Origin of the sequence: Amycolatopsis keratiniphila (assembly GCF_000400635.2) — a bacterium.
Classification (GTDB): Bacteria; Actinomycetota; Actinomycetes; order Mycobacteriales; family Pseudonocardiaceae; genus Amycolatopsis; species Amycolatopsis keratiniphila.
Genome location: NC_021252.1, coordinates 1193514 through 1212397, shown reverse-complemented (window position 1 = coordinate 1212397; position 18884 = coordinate 1193514). Strand labels below are relative to the sequence as shown.

Below are 18884 nucleotides of genomic sequence, written 5' to 3'. Positions count from 1 at the left end.
CATCCGCGCATCCGAGGTGAGCATCGTGAACGACACACCGTCCGCCGGTTCCGAGGTCGTGGAACAGGTATCCGCCCTGGTCGAGGACGTCTTCGGCCGGCTGAAGCCGGTATTGGCCGGCGCCGAGGGGCTCCTGGCCGCATCCGCCGATGCCACCGCGGAAGACCTGACCCGTCTCCGGCCGCAGGTCTTCGAGGTCCTCGGTGGCCTGGTCGTCGGTGCCGGGTTCATCAGCGCGCCGAATCTGCTGTCCGATCAGGAATTCGGCTTCGAGTGGTGGACAGAGACCGGCGACGCCGAGCCGGTGCGACTGGTCATCAGCCTCGATCCGGACAGCGAGAACTTCCTCGACTACACCCGGCAGTCGTGGTTCACCGTCCCGCGTGACACGGGCCGCCGCCACATCAACGGCCCGTACGTCGACTACCTCTGCACCGACGAGTACACGCTGACCTTCACCGTCCCCGTCCAGCGCGGCGGGGCTTTCGCTGGAGTCGTCGGCGCGGACATCTACGTGCGCGAGGTCGAGCGCCTGCTGCAGCCGAAGCTGCGCGCCCTCGGCGGCCGCGCGGCGCTGGTCAACGCGCAGGGCAGGGTGATCGTGTCGAACAACGCGCGGCAGGCCACGGGCTCGCTGGTCCGCGAGGTCGACGTCCCGGCGTGGTGGTCCGCCGGCGCGGAGCCGGTCACGACGGAGACCGGCACGCAGCTGCGGCGCTGCGGGGACTCGCCGATCGCCTTGGTCAGGTCCGAGCGCTGACCTGCAACGCGAGCCAGAATTCGGCGCGCACCCCTGGGGAATCGAGGTCGCGGCCGGTGAGTTCGGCGACCTTGCGCATGCGGTTGCGCAGGGTGTGCCGGTGGACGCCGAGCCGCGCGGACGCCAGATCCCAGTGACCGTGGTGTTCGAGCCAGCAGGTCAGCGAGGCGACCAGTTCTCCCCTGCCGGTTTCGTCATGGTGCCGCAGCGGCGCCAGCAGGCTGTCCGAAAACGCTTGCGCCGCTTGGGAATCGACGATCTCCAAGAAGCCGCGTCCGGCGTGTTCGGCGAACCGGACCAGTGGGGACCGCTCGGCCTTCGCCGCTTCCGCCGCCTGTTTCGCCTGCCGTAACCCCGTCGGAAAGTCCATTATGGACACTGGCTCCGACAGCCCGGCGTGCAATCCACCGATCCGGGATGCGTGCCGGACGACCGCCTCCACGTCACCGAGGGCGAGCACGAACGCCCCGGACTCACCGAAGAACACCGTCTCCCCCGCCAGTTCGGCGTCGAGCGCGTCGGCGAGCGATCGGCGCGCACTCGCGGGACCGGCGACGGCCAGCACGGACCATGGCGCTTCCGGGACACCGCCCCAGAGCGACTTCATCGTCCGCGTGGCGAGTTCACCGTGTCCCGCGGCGAGCAGGTCGCACAGCCCCGACCGCAGCCGCCGCAAGGCTCCGCTGTACTCACGGTTCTGTTCCAGGGCAAGGGAAAGCAACGACACCGCGGTATTGACGATGTGCTGTCCTGCGGCGTCGAGCGGTTCACGGGTGCCGACGGCGAGCACGCCGCGCGCCCGAGTGTCGAGCGTCTGCAGGACGACCTCGTACTCCCCCGCCACCGTCACCAGCGTGCCCGCGCGCAGCCGCGCGAAGTCGTCCTGGAGTTCGCCGGCGAAGGGCCGCGCGGAGGGCGAAGCTTCGGTGACCGCGCCTGACGAATCGAGCAGGAGGACCCAGCCGTCGATCAGCTTCGCCAGCTTCCGCACGACCCCGCCGGGGCCGCCCTTGCCGACGGCGGTCCTCGTCAGTTCCTGCTGCCCCTTGCCGGTGCGCACGAGCGAGGCGTACTCGTCGGCGGCGACCGCACGGGAAACCGCGCGAGTGATCGCGATGAACGGCGTCTCCCTCGGCACCTCCAGCACCGGGAGCCCGACCTCCTCCGCGGTGTCCACAAGAGACCGAGGAATGCTCTCGTGACTGAGGCCGACCCCGAAACCGAGCCCCGCCACGCCCGCGTCGACCAGGCGCCGGATGTACCCGGGTGACGTGGTCTCATCGAGGGCGAGGCCGGTGGTCAGCAGCAGTTCGCCCCCTTCGAGGAAGGCCTGCGGATCGGTCAGTTCGGTGGGGTGGACCCAGCCGATCGCCCGGTCGAGCCCCGCCTCGGCCGCGCGCACCCGCAGGCCGAGCGGGCGTTCGGCCACGAGGGCGGCGAGGGTCAGTGCCATGTTGTCCAACTCTACGCCTCGATATCGACAAGATGTCGAGCTGACGGCGCCGGGCGCGGCTCCCATCCTGGAGGGCGACCACCGTCCCTCGCGTCCGCAGGAGTTTGGCCGTGACCGCCACCACCGAAACGCAGCGCAGGCTGCGCACCGAGATCCCCGGCCCCGCCTCGCGCGCCCTGCAGCAACGGCGCGCCGCCGTCGTCGCCGCGGGCGTGAGCTCGGTGCTGCCCGTCTACGTCACCTCGGCCGAAGGCGGCCTGCTCACCGACGCCGACGGCAACGTCCTGATCGACTTCGGTTCCGGCATCGCGGTGACCAACGTCGGCCACGCCGCCCCGGCGGTCGTGGACCGGGTCCGCGAGCAGGCAGGCCGGTTCACGCACACGTGTTTCATGGTCACGCCGTACGAGGGCTACGTCGAGGTGTGCGAAGCACTCGATAAGCTGACGCCGGGCACGCACGAGAAGCGTTCGGTGCTGTTCAACTCCGGCGCCGAAGCCGTCGAGAACGCGGTGAAGATCGCTCGCGCCGCGACCGGCCGCCAGGCGGTCGTCGTGTTCGACCACGCCTACCACGGCCGCACCAACCTCACGATGGCGCTGACCGCGAAGTCCATCCCCTACAAGCACGGTTTCGGCCCGTTCGCGCCCGAGGTCTACCGGGTGCCGGGCTCGTACCCGTACCGCGACGGTCTGTCCGGCCCCGAGGCCGCGCGCATCGCCATCGACCGCATCGAGAAGCAGATCGGCGGCGACCAGGTCGCGGCCGTCGTGCTGGAGCCGGTCCAGGGGGAAGGCGGCTTCATCGAGCCCGCTCCCGGTTTCCTGTCCGCGCTTTCCCGCTGGTGCACCGAGAACGGCGTCGTCTTCGTCGCCGACGAGGTGCAGACCGGGTTCTGCCGCACCGGTGAGTGGTTCGCGTCCACGCACGAGGACGTCGTGCCCGATCTGATCGCCACCGCCAAGGGCATCGCGGGCGGGCTGCCGCTCGCCGCCGTCACCGGCCGCGCGGAACTGCTCGACGCCGTCGGTCCGGGTGGCCTCGGCGGCACCTACGGCGGTAACCCGATCGCGTGTGCCGCGGCGCTCGGCTCGATCGAGATCATGCGCCAGGAGAACCTCGCCGCGTCGGCGAAGCGCATCGAGAACACGGTGCTGCCGCGGCTGCGCGCACTGGCCGAGGTGACCGGCGTGATCGGCGACGTCCGCGGCCGCGGCGCGATGCTGGCCGCCGAGTTCGTGAAGCCGGGCACCACCGAACCCGACGCCGACCTGACCAAGCGGGTCGCGCAGGCCTGCCACCAGGCGGGTGTCGTCGTCCTCACCTGCGGCACCTACGGCAACGTCGTCCGTCTGCTGCCGCCGCTGTCCCTGTCCACCGAACTGCTCGAAGAGGGCCTGTCGGTCCTGGAGCACGCTGTCCGTACGGAGGCCGCCAAGTGACCACGTTCCCTTACTGGGTAGCCGGAAAGCCGGTCACCAGCGACGAGACCGTCGTCGTCCGTCACTCCTTCGACGGGAGCGAGGCCGGATCGCATCACGCTCCGTCCACTTCGGACATCGAAGCCGCGGTCCAGGCCGCGCACGACGTTCAGGACGAGTTCGCGACGCTGCCCGCGCATGTCCGGGCGGGCGCGTTGGACCACGTGTCCCGAGTTTTGGGTGAGCGGTCCGAAGAGATCGCACAGCTGATCACCGCCGAGTCGGGCAAGCCGCTGAAGTGGGCGCGCGGCGAGGTCGGGCGGGCGGCGTCGACGTTCCGCTGGGCCGCCGAGGAGGCCCGCCGGTTCTCCGGTGACCTGCAGCGGCTCGACACCGACCCCGGCGGCACCGGACGGCTCGCGCTCGTGCGCCGGGTGCCGAAGGGCCCGGTGCTCGGCATCACGCCGTTCAACTTCCCGCTGAACCTGGTGGCGCACAAGGTGGCGCCGGCGATCGCGGTCGGCGCGCCGATCGTGCTCAAGCCCGCGCCCGCGACGCCGCTGACCGCGTTGCTGCTCGGCGAGATCCTCGCCGAGACCCAGCTGCCCGCCGGCAGCTGGTCGATCCTCCCGGTGAGCAACGAGGAATCGGCCAAGCTGGTGGCCGACCCGCGGCTGCCGGTCGTGTCGTTCACCGGATCCGTGCCGGTGGGCTGGAGTATCCGCGACAGCGTGCCGCGCAAGCACGTCGCGCTCGAACTCGGCGGCAACGCCGCGGTGCTCGTCTGTCCTGATTGGACGGACCTGGACTTCGCGGCGCAGCGGATCGCGACGTTCGCGATGTACCAGGCCGGCCAGTCGTGCATCTCGGTGCAGCGCGTGTACGCGCACGCCGACGTCTACGACGAGCTTCAGGCGAAGGTGCTGGAGCAGGTGCGCGCGCTCGGGACCGGCAATCCGCGGACTGACGGCGTGGACGTCGGGCCGCTGATCAACACCGACGCCGCTTCCCGGGTGGAATCGTGGATCACGGCGGCGGTCGAGGCGGGCGGCGAGCTGTTGACCGGCGGCAAGCGCGACGGCGCGACTGTCGAGCCGACGGTGCTCGCGAACGTGCCGGAGGACGCGTCGGTGATGGCCGACGAGGTCTTCGGGCCGGTCGTGTCGATCACGCGGGTCGACTCGGTGGAAGACGGCGTGCGGCGGATCAACGACTCGCGCTTCGGTCTCCAGGCGGGCGTGTTCACGCGTGACCTGCCGACGGCGTTCGACGTGTCCGCGAAGCTGCGTGTCGGCGGCGTGCTCGTCGGCGACGTCCCGAGCTTCCGGGCCGACCAGATGCCCTACGGCGGTGTGAAGGACTCCGGCGTCGGCCGCGAAGGCCCGGCGTCGGCGATGGCGGACTTCACCGAGGAACGCGTCACCGTCCTGACCGGCCTGACCCTCTGACCTGCCCGCATTTAGTCCTCTGGATGCGCTACGACCGCATTCAGAGGACTAAATGCGTGAGGTGGGCGTGCGCTTCGACGAGCGAAGGGCCGTACCAGGTCAGATAGCGGCCGGAGACTAGGACGTGCTTCGCGCCGGGGAACGCTTCGGGGCCGTCGTCGGCAGTGAACTCGTAGGGCTCGTCGGGCAACACGAGCAGGTTCGCGTCTTCGGTCGCGAAGCGCGCTTGGAGCTCGTCGAGCTTCGGGCGGGGGTAACGCTCTTCGTCGTCGGCGTAGACGTTGCCGATTCCGACGCGACGCAGCACGTCGCCGCCGAAGGTGTCCCTGCCGAGCACGATCCACGGCTTCCGCCAGACCGGCACGACCGCGCGGAAGCGCTCCGGCACCGTTTCCCGCCAGATCTCCTCCGCCTCGACCAGCCACTCGGGTTCGGCGAGGTCGTAGGCCTGCGTGAGAATCCGCCGGATCGAGGCGAGCGCGCTGGGCACGGTCGCCGACGCCTCCATCACCCAGACCGGGATCCCGTTGGCGCGTAAGCGTTCCACGTCCTCCGGCCGGTTCTCCTCGGAGTTGGCCAGCACCAGATCCGGTGCGAGTTCGAGCACCTTGTCCACGTTCGGGTACTTCGAGCCGCCCACCCTCGGGACGTCCAGATCCACCGGATGGGTGCAGTAGTCCGTGGCGCCCGCGAGCCTTCCCGGCGCGCTCACCTCGACGGCCTCGGTCAGCGACGGCACGAGCGAGACCACCCGCGACGCCGGTTCGCGCAGCGGGACCACTTCGCCGAGGTCGTCGATCATGCCCGCTCGAACGACAGTTTCCGCTTGTCGACGTCCACCGCGGTGAGCCGGACGCGGATCCGCTCGCCTTCCGGCGGCTTCTCACCCGCGCATTTGCCCATGACCGGGGGATTCTCGATCAGGATCTCCGACTTGGCGTCGTCGGCCCGCAGCACGATCGCGTCGAACTCCTCGCCGATGTGCTCGGCCATGACCCAGGCCTCGACCTGATCGATGCACGCACGCTCGACCTTGGCCGCCAGCGTGTCGGACGCCGACATCTGTTCCGGCACCTCCGAAAGCGCCGCGCGGACCCACTCGGGCACCTCGCGCCCCGCGCTCACCGCGAGACAGATCTCGGTGGCGAACCGGTCGACCAGCCGCCGGATCGGCGCGGTGACATGGGCGTACGCGCCGCCGATCCCGGCGTGGGTCGTCAGCTCCGGCAGTTCGCCGTCGAACGCGGTGTACCCGGCGCCGCGCAAAAGCCTTGTGGTATCGGCGAAAAGCGCCATGGACGCGGGCTGGCCGGGGTCGAGCGCGGCCAGGAACTCCGACACGCTCTTGCCTTCGGGCCACTCGATGTTCAGCGCCTGCGCGGACCGGCCCAGCCATTCGACCGCCTCGGGATCGGGCTGCGGCAGCGTGCGCAGGACACCGATCTTCGCGTCGATCATGATCTCGGCCGCGGCCATGCCGGTGAGCAGCGAGATCTCGGCGTTCCACGCGTCGACGTCGTTGCGCGGCCGCTGGATCAGCGCCCAGCCGCCGTCGGGGTCGCCGTTGATCTCCTGCTCCGGCAGCTGCAGTTCGACCGCGCCGCGCCGGATCGCGAGTTCGCGGCGCAGGCGGCCCAGCTCCGGCAGCGCGGCGACCGAGGGATGCGGGTTTCCCGCGTCGATCGAGGCCTGGACGGTCTCGTAGTCGAACTGCTCGATCGACCGGACCAGCGCCCGGCGGACCTTGGTCGCCGTCGGCTCGCCGTTCGCGTCGACGTCGATGGTCCACAGCACGGCGGGCCGGGTCTCCCCCGGCAGCAGGCTCGCCGCGCCCTCGGACAGCACCGGCGGGTGCAGCGGGACGTTCCCGTCGGGCAGGTAGAGCGTCTGGCCGCGGCGGCGTGCCTCCTTGTCGAGCGCGCCACCCGGCGGGATGAACGCGGCCAGATCGGCGATCGCGTAGTGGACCCGGAACCCGCCGCCGTCGGCGCGTTCGATCAGCACCGCCTGGTCGAGGTCCTTGGCACCGGGCGGGTCGATGGTGACGAAGGGCAGACCGGTGGCGTCTTCCCGGTCCCCGGCCGACTCGAGCGGGTCGACGACGGCCGCCTCCGCCTCGGCGAGCACGTCGGGCCCGAACGACTCCGGCAGCGCGAACTCGGCGCGCAGGTGACCGAAGTCCCCTCCCGCCGCAGGTGTCCTGATCACGAGTGGAGGCACCACCCAACCCTATCCCGATCCGGCGCCGTTGATCGCCCGTTCGGGCGCGGGCCGGTCGGGTGTACGTTACGGATCGAAATGAAAACCGATACCCTTTTCAAAACGACAGGAAGGGCCGTGGCGTGAAGATCGCGTTCGTCGGGAAGGGCGGCAGCGGCAAGACCACGCTGGCGTCGCTGTTCACCGCGTACCTGGCAGACGGCGGGAAACCGGTGCTGGCGATCGACGCGGACATCAACCAGCACCTCGCCGTCGCGCTCGGCGCGAGCGAGGAAGAGGCCATCGCGTGGCCGACGCTGGGCGACAACATGGGCCTGATCAAGGAGTACTTGCGCGGCGACAACCCGCGGATCGCCGACGCGGCCTCGATGATCAAGACGACGCCGCCGGGGCGCGGGTCACGGCTGGTCCGGCCGTTCGAGGACAACCCGATCTTCGAGGCGTGCTTCCGCGAGTTCGGCGGCGTGCGGCTCGGCGTCACCGGGCAGTTCGACGAGGACGATCTCGGCGTCGCCTGCTACCACTCGAAGGTCGGCGCGGCGGAACTGCTGCTGAACCACATGATCGACGACGCGGGCGAATACGTGGTCATGGACATGACCGCGGGTGCCGACGCGTTCGCGTCCGGGCTGTTCACGCGGTTCGACGTGACGTTCCTGGTGTGCGAGCCGACCGTGCGCAGCGTCGGCGTGTACCGGCAGTACGCCGACTACGCGCGGGACTTCGGCGTGCGGCTGGTCGTCGTGGGCAACAAGGTGACCGAGGACGAGGACATCGAGTTCCTGCGCGAAGAGGTCGGCGACGCCCTGCTGGGCTGGATGGAGAACTCGCGGCACGTCCGCGCCGCCGAACGCGGCCGCGCGCGCCCGATCGGCGAACTCGAGGCGCACAACCTCGGGACGCTGGGCTCGATGCTCGCGACCGTCGACGGCGAGCGGCGCGACTGGGCGCGTTATCAGCGTCAGGGCGTCGAGTTCCACCTGCGCAACGCGCGGGCTTGGGGCAGCGGGCGGGCCGGGGAAGATCTGACGGCCCAGGTGGATCCGGAGTTCGTGCTGGGACCGGCACTCGCCGGGCAGGACGCCTGAACTGCCGGACGCGGCACGTTGCGAAAGCCACTTTCGCAACGTTGAAGGTTGCGAAAGTGGCTTTCGCAACGTCGCTGGAGGGTAAGCGGGCGATCGGCCCGGGTGGTCGTGAGTGGCGTTTCGGGTTCTAACCCTTATCGCCACTCACGAGGTCCTACCCCGGGTCAGTCGCCGTTCCACTTGGCGTCTTCGGCGTCGGCCTGCCTCGTGCGTTCCTTGGCGATCTCCAGGGCGCGCCTGGCCGTCGCCTCGTCCGGGTACGGGCCGAGGAGGTCGATACTCCGGCCTCGTTCCAGGTGCTCGACCTGGTTCGTCTTGGTGTTGAAGTACCAGCCCTGATCCGGGTTCGGGTCGCTCGACATACGTCAAGCCTGACATCACCCGGACGTCCTGTCATCACTTGCGATAGCGGTAGGGGATCTCCGTGGGATCGCCGGTCGGGCCGAACTCGCCGCCCTCGGGCTGATCCACCTTCGAACTTTCCGGCACGTTCTCGGCGAGTTCGTCGAACCAGCCGCGGTGCATCGGCACGCCACGCGGCGGGGTCGCCGGTTCCGGGGCGACGGGGATGCCCGGCGGAGGCGACGCCGGCATCGCGACCGACGGCGGAGCCGTGACAGGCGGATCCGGAGGGCTCACGGGCGGCTCCGGTTCGGCCTGGCTGGCCGCCGCGGGCTGCACCTCCGGAGTGGCCGGAGGGGCGCTGACCGGCGGCGGCTGCATCCGACTGGGCTGAGGCAGCGGAGGCGGCGCCTGGGACACCGGTGGCTGGGTCGGAGGTGCCTGGGACACAGGCGGCTGAGGCGCGGGCGCCTGCGGTGCGGGGGCCTGAGGGGCGGGAGCCTGCGGAGCCCCGTGATTGCCCGGCAACGGCGGCGCGGGCGGGCCGGCAGGCGGCGTGACCGTGCGCCACACCGGCGCGGGTCCGATGTTCATCGGCGCCGGAGCACGCGGCGGCTGCCCGGTCGCCGGCGGCGCGGCCTGCGAAGGCGGCGGAGGTGCCTGACGCTGCGAAGGCTTCGGGATCGGATCAAGGCACGAGACGAGCACCGTGGTGTTCGCCGGATCCTCGACCTTCCGTCCGCTCCGCTCGCGGTAGATCATCTCGCCTTCGGTGTCCATCTCGACCAGGTAGCCGGCCTCCGCCAGCTGCTCTTCGTCGAGATCGACGAGCTTCTCGTAGCGCGACGGGACGACCCGGTAGATCGGCCAGGCGAGCCTGCCGTTCTCCTGGTGGAACTGGGCCAGCAGCGCGGCCATCTGCTGCTGCCACGGTAGCGACATCCCCTCGGCCAGCGAACGCGGCAGCACGACGTAACCGGGATCGACACCCGGCCAGCCCTGGTTCAGCTGGTCGGCCAGCGGCGTGCTCGACGCCGGACGCGCCGCCTGCCGTGCGGGCTGGGCGGTGCCGAAAAGATCGCGGGGGTCGACCTCCTGGCCGGCTCCCGCCGCGGGCTTGCCTCGCCTTCCGAATTTCCGTGCCACGTTCTTCATCCTCTGCCAGTGTGCGGCCGCTCGCCGGTGGACAGGCCGCCACTTCGGGTGAATCCGATGGTCCCGCGGTCGCGATACCACGCTTTCACCATGCTAAACGCCAGGACGGACCGCCTGCGCGACCACTTCGGCCTCGTCGAAGGAGAAATCGCGGATGTGCACCGGCACCCCGGTCTGCTGCGCTTCGACGATCTTGCCGTCACCCAGGTACATCATCACGTGGTGGATGGTCGCCGGGTTCGACGGCACGGTGGCGAGGAACAGCAGGTCACCCGGCTGCGCCTGGCGCACCGGCAGCATCGCGCCGCCCTTGTACTGGTCACGCGAAACCCGCGGGATGATGATCCCCGCCGACTCGTAGGCCCGCAGCATCAGCCCGGAACAGTCGTAGCTGTTCGGACCGGTGGCGCCCCAGACGTACGGCTTGCCCTGCTCGGCGAGGGCGAACTTGATGGCCTGCGCGGCCGCCTGGCTCGGCGGCACGACACTGCCGACGCTCGTCCCGCAGCCGACGACGTCGACGACCTGGCCCTCGTTCTGCACGAGGAGCGCCGCCATCGGCTCCCAGTTGTGGTACCGGTCGGGGAAGCCGGAGCGCTCGACGCGCTGGGCGGCGTCGCCGGGCCGCATGTTCTCCCAGTCCGGCACCGCGAGCAGGACGTCGTAGAACTTGTTGACCTGGTACGGCGGGTCGGTGACCTGGGCGACGGTGCCCCAGCCCATCGACGGGCGCATCTGGAAGATGCCGAGCGAGTCGCGGTCGCCGTAGGTCAGGTTCCGCAGTTTGGACTCGGTCATCCCGGCCTGGATCGCCACCTGCCACGCGCGCGGGGACAGCGTGCGCTGCTTGCCGATCGAGATGATCAGCGCGACGATGCCCTTCTGTTCCTCGTCCAGCTTGTTGACGTCCGAAGAACCGCGATCGGTCTGCCCCGGCAGGGTCGGCCCGATCGACGCGTCGCAGGAGGTCTTGACGACCCCGCCCGACTGCGCCTCGACATGATCGGTCACCACCTTGGTGACCGTGCTCGTGGTGACGACCGCGGCGAAGACCGCGGCGATCAGCACGCCGACGATGATCCCGATCTTCATCGGGTCAGCCCGCTTGCGTGTACTTGGTGACCCGCCATCCCGGGTTCGTCTTGACGACGGTGACCCGGACCTTGGGCCCGTCCGTCGGGACGTCGACCTCCATCGACCCGACCACCGAGGACGCGACCTGCGGCTCCCCGGAAACCCTGGTCGCGGTGATGTTCGCGGGATCCACCGAGGTCATTTCCCCGGCCAGGTACTCCTCGGTGGTGTACGGCCGCAAGCCGTTCAGCCACTGCTCGGTCGTCGTGCCGTCGGGATGATTCGCCCATGCCGTCACCCACTCCTTGGCGACCCGGACCCCGTCCTGGTCAGGTGGCGCGGAAGACGGCGGCGGCTGGGTGGTGAGCCTCGGCGGCAAGGTCGACGTCACGGTCACCGGCGCCGCGACGCCGGTTCGCGAGGTGGTCGTCGCCGAAGCACCCGGCCCGTTCGCCGTCTGTCCCGGTTTTCCGATGGCCTTGGGCAGCAGGATGCCCAAGGCGGTGAGCACGACCGCGAGGATCACCAGCGTGCCGACGAGGTGGCGGGGCGAGCGAAGCGGCCAGCCCCACAGTCTGCGGTAGACCGCGGTACGCCCGCGGTTGGTCCGGATCGGCATGGATCACCGGCCCACTGCGTGGTCTGTGTCCCGGACTTCCTCGCGGACCTCCAGCCCGCGCGAAGGCCGGTACAGCACGAAGACCGGCTTGCCCGCGACGACTTCGGGGTCGACGCGGCGCGGACGCGGCGTCGACGGCCCCGCCTGCACCGGCACGGCACCCGAGTAGTCGGGAGTGGTGTAACCGCCGCCCGTGGAGTTCATCCGCGACGGCACCACGACCGGCTCCGGTTCGTCGCTCCAGCGCCGGTCGGCGACCGGAGAGGTGTCCACCCGGCGGCTCGGGACCTGGATCGGGCTCCGCCCGCCCGAGGTGAACATGGAGTCGCCGGGGTTGCCCGCGGACGGGTTGTACTGGCCGAACACGGGCACGCCGCCACCACCACCGGCGGGCAGCGCGGGCAGCCCGCCGCCACCGCCGACGGCACCCGGCCACGGCGCTCCCGACCACGCCGCCGCGGGGCGGATGGCGCCGGAACCGTTGTCGAGCCGCTGGGAGCTGGCGAAGATCGTCGCCTCGGGCCGGAACCGCCCGCCGCCGACCGTCGCGCCGACGGGACCGCGGAGGTCTCCGTCGACGACGTCGTCGGTGTCGCGGACGTTCTGCCAGAAGGCGTCCTGCGGGGTCGGTTCGTTGTTCTTCTTGCGGAAGCGGGAGAAAAGCCCGCCGCGCGGCGACGGCATCGCGCCGCCGACCATGCCGACGGACATCTCGACCATCTGCCACAGCCGCCGTACCGGACGGCCGACCATGAACAGCAGCACGGTGATGATGGCGGCCAGCACCATCTTCGTCAGCAGGGACAGCGAGTTCCCCGCGGTGAAGATCGCTTCCAGGAGCAGCGTGTGCACGCCGGCCAGTACCGAAAGCACCATCAGGTTGAAGGCGACCGCGCCGACCACCTTGAGGATGCGCTGCATGATCTGGGGCTGCAGCAGCGCGATCAGGCCGATCAGCGGAGCCGTCAGGACGAAGATCCTGATCAGCACCTGCGCCAGCAGCACCGTCGCCTTGGCCAGCAGCTGGAACAGCGAGTAGAAGATCCCTTGGCCCAGCGAAAGGAAACCGGCGCCGACGCGGCTGCCGTCCTCACCGGTGAAGTACCCGGTCGCCGGGCCGAGTTTGGTGGAGATGTCCTTGAACGCCGCCTTCTTGGAGTCGACCAGCGCGGCGTCGGCGTCGCCGCCCTGCTGGATCTGACCCCAGGTGAACGCCCGCGCGTCCAGCAGGGCCGGGCCGTACTGGATCGCCTGCGGCGAGTCCGGGCTGCCGAATTCGCCGCGGAGCCAGTTGTCATAGACGACCCGGCAATGCAGCTCGGTCGGGACCCGGTCCCACGGCTGGCGCGCGGCCACGGCCTCCGGAGTCGCCTGACACGGCTGCGCGTTGGGCGGCTGCGGCTGGGACGGCGGCGGGGTCTTCGCCTCGTCGATGAAGCCGGCCTGGATGTTGGTCGTGGTCTGCACGATCGCGTTGTCGATCGGATCGAGGAACCGCAGCAACGCCAGGGAGGACGCGGCCAGCCAGACCGCGGCGAGCCCGTACAGCGCCCGTTTGCTGACGGCGGCGAGATCGCCGCGCCAGATGTTGCGGAACAACATGATCGACATGATCAGCGCGGCCAGGCCGAACAACTGGGCGTAGATGTTGTTGTAGACCTTCTCGGCCCCGGCCTTGACGGCGTTGTACAGCGGGCTGAGCAGGCTGCCCTGCAGCACGGTGTAGTGCAGCGAGTTCGTGGCACCGACGATGTTCTTGCCGATGTTGAACAGCTGGTTGCCCGCCCAGGTGTCGATCGTCGAGTTGGGCGAGGTGATCCCGGCGAGCGGGCCGCAGTCGGTTTCGAAGGTGTCCCAGACGTGTCCCGCGTACCCGTAGACGTTGTACGGGCTGCCGCCTTCGCCTCGGGCGGTGGCGGGCGGGTCGAGCGCGCCGACCATGCCCGCGCCGGGCCGTTCCGGGTTCGGCGCCTCACCACAGGCCGCGGCCGACGCCGCCGGAGCGGTCGCCACGGCCTGCAGCCCCAGGATCAGCATGACGACGAACATCGTCGCGCGACGGCTCGGTCTGGTCTTGCCCGGGCGGGGCCCCTCTTTGAGGCGGCGGCGCAGCGCGTGCCAGCCGGCGGCGAACGCGAGCACGAACGCCAGTGTCAGCACTGTGTTCATGCGGCATCCCTGCCGGTGCCACCCTTGCCGGCGCGCGCGTGCTCGCCTTGACTCCCGTTCCCGTTGTGTCCATTTTGGACAGCGCCTTGCACTTCTCCGGTTTCGGCCGCCAACGGGTCCGGGGCGCCGAGCATCTGCTCATCGGTGAGGCCGACCTCGAGTTCGGCCGCGAGCTCGAGGTCTTCTTCGAGTTCGAAGTCGTCCTCGGGCGGTGTCGGGACGTACTGCTTCTCCTCCGGGACCGCCAGTTCGTTGCCCGGCTTCGACGGCTTCGCGTCGGCCGAACCCGGCGTGGTGTCCATGACCCGGCGCAGATGGTCCAGGTGCGGGCCGGAGAAGTCGACGCGGATCCGCTCCACGCCGCCGGCGCCGTCACCGAAGATGAACTGCCGCGGCTCGACGTCGCGCTGGATGTCGCGTTGCGAACCGGGACGGCGGCCCAGCGCCGCGACGACCTGTTCGTAGCCGACACCGACCGGGACCTTCAGCAGGCGCAACGCGTCGGCCTGGGCGTCGTCGTCGTCGAGACGGCCGACGAACACCGAGTCCAGCAGCGCCACGAAACCCTGGATCTTCAGGAAGTCCGCGGGGATCTGCGAGGACAGCAGCACCCGGACGTTCCACTTTCGCGAGTCACGCGCGAAGCGGTTCATCAGCACGCGGCCGGTCGGGACCTCGGAGAGGAAGAACGCCTCGTCGATCCAGACGCCCTTGCGCAGTTCCTTCGGCTTCTCGTAGACCGATCGCTGGGTCAGCCACGCGGCGAGGTTCAGCATCTCGACGCCGAGCGATTCCGCGTCCGTCCAGTACTCGCGCGGGACGCCGTCCTTGGGCAGGGTCAGCCCCGCCATGGTCAGCACGGTCATCCGGTCGTCGCGGGTCTCGGAGTACGGGTCCGCGTCGGTCTCCGGGATGAGCAGCGCCATCCGCTCGCGCATCTCGTCGAGGAAGTCCGCGACGACGACGGCGTGCTCGTGGTGCTCGCTGGAGTCACGGCGCAGCGCGTCGATGACCTGGCCCGGGTCGGCGTCGAACCGGCCGCCGACCGCGCGGACGGCGCGCAGCAGCACGATGCGGGTCTGCGCCATCCGCGAGACCTCGTACGGCAGGACACCGGTGAGGACGTCGAGCACGAGACGGCGGCGCGTCGCGCCCGCGAGGGCCTTCTCCCTCCGCCAGGAGCGCTCAGGGTCGTCCTCGTCCATGAAGTGCTCGATCTGCGGCTCGGCGACCACCCGGTACGGGTTGAGGATGCCGGGCTGCGCGTTGAGCAGGTTGATCGGCCGCGCGTACGGTCGCAGCTCGGGCAGGTCGCACAGCCGCGACAGCGGGCCCGAGGGGTCGAGGATCGTCCAGTGCGCGCCCGCGCGCAGCGTCTTGTAGACGATGCCGCCGCCGAGGAACGACTTGCCGCCACCGAGGCCGGCGACCATCGCCGTCAGGCCGGAACCGTCGCGGATCTCCTGCGCCATCCACGGGTCCCACGCCACCGGGCGCCGGGTCGCGGTCACCGTCTCGCCGAGCAGGATGCCGCGGCGGTCGCCCACCTCGGCCGTCGCGGTCGGCACCGCCGAGGACGCCCACACGACCGAACCGCGGCGCATGTACGCCGCCGAGGCCAGTGGCTCGCCGGGGATGAACTCCCTGGCCAGCGCGTACTGCGCCTCGGGATGTTCGACGGCGATCTTCGGCTTGTAGAGGTCGAGAAGCTGCTGGGCCAGGCGCAGCGCGTCCCGCTCCGTCGGCCCGGACACCGCCAGCCGCCACCACGAACGCACACGCGTGGCCAGCGCGGTGAAGCCCGACGTCATCTCGTCGTCGATCTCCAGCACCCGGCCGGCCTGGCGCGCCAGCGACTGCGGCGGTTCCAGTTCGTGCTCGTCGGTGTAGTGCTTGACCTGCGAACGCACCTTGTTCATCTGGCGCTGCAGCTCACCGGCGACCTCTTCGGGACGCCGGACGTAGATCCGCGCGGAGACCTCGACCGCGGCGGGCAGCCGGTCCGCGTGCTGGATCCAGGGGTCGTCGACCTCGGGGATCTGCAACCCGTGCATCTGGCCGACGGTGAGGACCGCGAGATGCCGCGAGACCCCGGCGTTCGACCCGGTGCGGCCGCGGACGGTGACCGTCGGCGCATACGGCTCGGCGTGGAAGTCCGCCGCGTCGGTGAAGCTGGCGAGGTCTTCGGGCTCCCAGGCGGCACCCGGGACCGCGGGCATGTTGCGCGGCGCGGGCAGGCCCAGCGAGCACGAGCGGTGCATCAGCCAGGACATCTCCTCGGCGTGCACGGGACGGCCTTCGAGCCCGGCGGAGCCGATCACCTGGTCGAGGTGCTCGACCTCGGAGTCGAGCGCGGCCAGCTCGGCGTCGACGGCCTCGGGCAGGATCTTGCGCAGCACCGGGGCGGCGCTCTCGACCGCGCGGTCGATCATCCGCCGGGTCTGCACCTGGACGCCGAGATAGACCTCTTTTTCGGCCATTGAGCGGCCCATCAGCTGCTGCTGCTCGCCGATGAGGTAGTCGTCGAAGGACAGCGCGCCCTGGACGTCCTGGGGACGGCCGACGGCGTTGTGCACGTGGGCCTCGGCCCACATGCGGATCGGGTACGGCCGGTTGGTCACGCGCAGGTGCAGCCAGCGGCCCTGGAGCTCCGCGTACTGCCCGGCGATGGCCGCGATCAGGTCACGGCGCTGCGAATCCGACCGGAACGACCAGCGCTGCGGCGCGAGCCGGTACCAGGCGTACACCTCATAACCGGTGCGTAACAGGTGCCCGTCGATGCTTCGCGCCGCGATCGACGGGGTATATGAGGGTATGGCCGCCTCGCCGGGCAACCGCCTCCCCTTGCCGGCCTTCTTGGGCTGCGCGGAGCGGACCTGCTGGGGCGGGCTCCAGGCCCCTTGCTGCAGGTCTCGATCACGTTTTCCTCGGCTTCCGCCGCGACCGAACAACGACTACCTCCCGGCCCGAGCCGCGGGGCGGCTCCGACGCGCTCGTGGTGTTCCCTGAGCTCCGGCGCCGCCGCCGTAGCCGTGGTGCTGGTACTGCCGTCTCCTGCGGTGCTTCGGTAGCGGGCGGTTCGCCCGTACCCGGACGCGGGACGCGCTGGCCGCGCCACCCGTGCCCGTGGTCCGTTCTCTTGGTGTGTTGAGCTCTTTCGCCGCCATCGCGGCCACGGCGCCCAGCGGGCGCTCGTGGCTGATCTTGGCCGTGATCAATCTGGTGATCACAATTGTGGCGACGAAGGCCCAGGCGGTCGAGAAGAACCCGAAGCTCCAGCCCGCCCACCGTTCGACGGTGAGCACGAGCAGGAAGACCGGGATACCGACGAGCCACGCGACGTAGCGGGCTCTCCAGGGAAAAGTCGCTTTCGGCGGGCCGAGCCATACGGCATCGACCCGGTAGACCTCGTCATCGGTGCGGATACGCAACGCGAGCCCTCAGCCTGTGAAGAGGCCGGCGATCCACTGGCCCACGTTGACTCCGGCGCCACTCACCGCGAGGCCGATGATCGCCAGCGCGATCACGACACCGGCGAGGCGGCGCATGACACCCGCGTTGTCCCCTTTGCCGCCGCCGAGCCACAACAAGAGGAGCGCGACGGCCAGCAGCACCAGGGGGATGATGTTGTCGATCAGCCAGGTACGGACGTTGCCGGTGCCGAGCTCGCCGGCGGCCAGCGTGTCGAGGGTGGTCAAGGTCATCATCGCATTACTCCCGGTGCGCGGAGAGGGGGTTCGCGCGGTTCTGGCTCGGTGGTGCTTCGAACATCATGGCGTCACGAGGCGTAGTGGTCAAAGCGCGCTCTGTAGATGTCGTTTTGTCTACAGTTCACAGAGCGAGGCACAGCACCACGACCATCCTCGGTCTCCATCATCGTTGCAAGGGTCGTCTGGATTAACCCCGGCCACCCGTATTTCGCAGTGTGCGAACGGCCTCACTCGCTTGCGAGGCATCTTGCTCACTGTGAGTACGGGTCGGCCGAGGAGAATCCGGCCTCGACCAGTGTGACATGACTCGTTCGGTGGCTTCTCACGAGTCCGCTGGGTGAGCACGCATTCCACAAAAAACGCGAACGCCGATCAAGCGAAAGTCACGCTTCCGTTACCCAAAGCGAAATCGGGGACGGCATTTTCACTACATAGCGTGATTATCGGCCGGTCGAGAACACATTCGCGGGAAAAGCACCCGCTTCGACGGCCTGGCGGCTCAAAGGCCCGCAAAGCTCGTGAAGCCGCTTGGTCTTCTCCTCGCCGAGATGCTCCCAGGGCCCCGCCGAAGCCGCGTTCGTGGCGACTTCGAGCCGCTCGCGAAGATCGTTTCCGGCGTCCGTCAGGCCGCCCTGGTCATCGAGGATGCCCTGCTCGCGAAGCTTGGCGGCTGCGGCGTTCCACTGCTCGTCGCTCCAGCCGCGGGAGACCTTGGCCGCCTCGGGCAGGAAACCCTTGCCGGTGGCGGTGTGCGAAACGAGGGCGGCGAGCCCGTCGACGCCGTTGGCGACGAGCGCGGCGATGTGGCCGTCCCCGCGATGCTCGCGAAGCAGGGTGATGGCGTGCCAGAGGACGAGATGCGGCTCGCTCGGCCAGTCGAGGCCGGCGTGCCCGGCGTAGAGGGGACGACCGTCGGCCTGGCAACCGCCGGTCGCCTCGCGGGCGAGCTCGGCCGCCTCGGCGACCTCCTCGGAGCCGAGGGTCTCTTTGCCGAGCAGCCGGGTCAGCGCCGCGTCGACGGCTTCGAACCGGGCTTCGATGATCTTTTCGGGCGTGGCCAGCGTCCACGCGCGCGGGATGTGGCGGGCGACCAGTTCGGGGTTGAAGTTGTAGAACGTCGCCGCGACCACGCCGGGTCCGACCGCGCCCATCGGCGCCGCGCGGCCCGCGAAGTACGTCATGCGCCCCGGACGGAGACCGGCGCCCGTGAGCGCCTCTTCCGTCTCGGGGGCGAAGTAGGTAAGGGAATGCAGTACATCGAACGTCCCGCGGAAACGTCCCGTGACCCGACTCGCTTCACCCATGGCGGCACCCTACCGGCAGGTAAGTAGTGGGCGCAGGGTTCGCCCGTCGAATGGGCCAAGGGTCCTGCCTCGGTGCCGGAGGAAGCAAGGGACCTTTGCTACCACCTGGGGCGCTGACCTG

Annotated in this window: 16 protein-coding genes; 4 read left to right on the top strand and 12 right to left on the bottom strand. The window is 70.0% G+C overall.

Annotated features, from left to right (window positions below):
• Positions 1 to 25 precede the first annotated feature (25 nt).
• Positions 26 to 760: a cache domain-containing protein gene (locus AORI_RS46970; RefSeq protein ID WP_016331592.1), complete on the top strand. Its 735-nt coding sequence runs from the start codon at positions 26 to 28 to the stop codon at positions 758 to 760.
• Here the strand turns inward: AORI_RS46970 and AORI_RS46965 are convergent.
• Entirely contained in the window at positions 744 to 2213 is a 1470-nt protein-coding gene (locus AORI_RS46965; RefSeq protein WP_043847920.1) for a PucR family transcriptional regulator, read from the bottom strand. The two genes, AORI_RS46970 and AORI_RS46965, sit on opposite strands and share 17 nt — an antisense overlap.
• A 110-nt stretch (positions 2214 to 2323) precedes the next feature.
• On the opposite strand from AORI_RS46965, the gene gabT reads away from it, so the two are divergent.
• Together gabT and AORI_RS46955 are read left to right on the top strand one after the other, a co-directional pair.
• A complete protein-coding gene (gabT, locus tag AORI_RS46960) occupies positions 2324 to 3655 on the top strand; it encodes a 4-aminobutyrate--2-oxoglutarate transaminase (RefSeq protein WP_016331590.1) in 1332 nt (443 codons plus the stop codon).
• Complete coding sequence (locus AORI_RS46955; RefSeq protein WP_016331589.1) at positions 3652 to 5082, top strand: aldehyde dehydrogenase family protein; 1431 nt, start codon at positions 3652 to 3654, stop codon at positions 5080 to 5082. The genes gabT and AORI_RS46955 overlap by 4 nt, the downstream gene beginning before the upstream one ends.
• Before the next feature lie 40 nt (positions 5083 to 5122).
• Here the strand turns inward: AORI_RS46955 and AORI_RS46950 are convergent, their stop codons facing one another.
• Together AORI_RS46950 and AORI_RS46945 are read right to left on the bottom strand one after the other, a co-directional pair.
• Positions 5123 to 5884 (bottom strand): helical backbone metal receptor, encoded by a 762-nt coding sequence (locus tag AORI_RS46950; protein ID WP_016331588.1) that lies wholly within the window; start codon positions 5882 to 5884, stop codon positions 5123 to 5125.
• Positions 5881 to 7290 (bottom strand): RNB domain-containing ribonuclease, encoded by a 1410-nt coding sequence (locus AORI_RS46945; protein ID WP_016331587.1) that lies wholly within the window; start codon positions 7288 to 7290, stop codon positions 5881 to 5883. The genes AORI_RS46950 and AORI_RS46945 overlap by 4 nt, the downstream gene beginning before the upstream one ends.
• Positions 7291 to 7424: 134 nt before the next feature.
• Between AORI_RS46945 and AORI_RS46940 the strand changes: the two genes are divergently transcribed.
• Entirely contained in the window at positions 7425 to 8390 is a 966-nt protein-coding gene (locus tag AORI_RS46940) for an ATP-binding protein (RefSeq protein WP_016331586.1), read from the top strand.
• Positions 8391 to 8554: 164 nt separating this feature from the next.
• Here the strand turns inward: AORI_RS46940 and AORI_RS46935 are convergent, their stop codons facing one another.
• From AORI_RS46935 to AORI_RS46895, 9 genes are all read right to left on the bottom strand, one after another.
• A complete protein-coding gene (locus AORI_RS46935) occupies positions 8555 to 8752 on the bottom strand; it encodes a hypothetical protein (protein ID WP_016331585.1) in 198 nt (65 codons plus the stop codon).
• A 34-nt stretch (positions 8753 to 8786) separates the two neighbouring features.
• Positions 8787 to 9878, bottom strand: a complete 1092-nt coding sequence (locus AORI_RS46930; RefSeq protein WP_016331584.1) for a hypothetical protein — start codon at positions 9876 to 9878, stop codon at positions 8787 to 8789.
• Between the two features lie 102 nt (positions 9879 to 9980).
• On the bottom strand, positions 9981 to 10979 hold the full coding sequence (locus AORI_RS46925) for a C40 family peptidase (RefSeq protein WP_016331583.1): 999 nt from the start codon (positions 10977 to 10979) through the stop codon (positions 9981 to 9983).
• Positions 10980 to 10983: 4 nt separating this feature from the next.
• Entirely contained in the window at positions 10984 to 11580 is a 597-nt protein-coding gene (locus tag AORI_RS46920; protein WP_016331582.1) for a hypothetical protein, read from the bottom strand.
• A 3-nt stretch (positions 11581 to 11583) separates the two neighbouring features.
• Positions 11584 to 13749 (bottom strand): hypothetical protein, encoded by a 2166-nt coding sequence (locus tag AORI_RS46915; protein WP_016331581.1) that lies wholly within the window; start codon positions 13747 to 13749, stop codon positions 11584 to 11586.
• Entirely contained in the window at positions 13746 to 16700 is a 2955-nt protein-coding gene (locus tag AORI_RS46910) for an ATP-binding protein (RefSeq protein WP_043847918.1), read from the bottom strand. Before AORI_RS46910 ends, AORI_RS46915 begins: the two co-directional genes overlap by 4 nt.
• 3 nt (positions 16701 to 16703) lie before the next feature.
• A complete protein-coding gene (locus AORI_RS82765) occupies positions 16704 to 17180 on the bottom strand; it encodes a hypothetical protein (protein ID WP_076153445.1) in 477 nt (158 codons plus the stop codon).
• A 9-nt stretch (positions 17181 to 17189) separates the two neighbouring features.
• A complete protein-coding gene (locus AORI_RS46900; RefSeq protein WP_005166545.1) occupies positions 17190 to 17456 on the bottom strand; it encodes a hypothetical protein in 267 nt (88 codons plus the stop codon).
• A gap of 443 nt (positions 17457 to 17899) precedes the next feature.
• On the bottom strand, positions 17900 to 18763 hold the full coding sequence (locus tag AORI_RS46895; RefSeq protein ID WP_016331578.1) for an SCO6745 family protein: 864 nt from the start codon (positions 18761 to 18763) through the stop codon (positions 17900 to 17902).
• Positions 18764 to 18884: the final 121 nt, after the last annotated feature.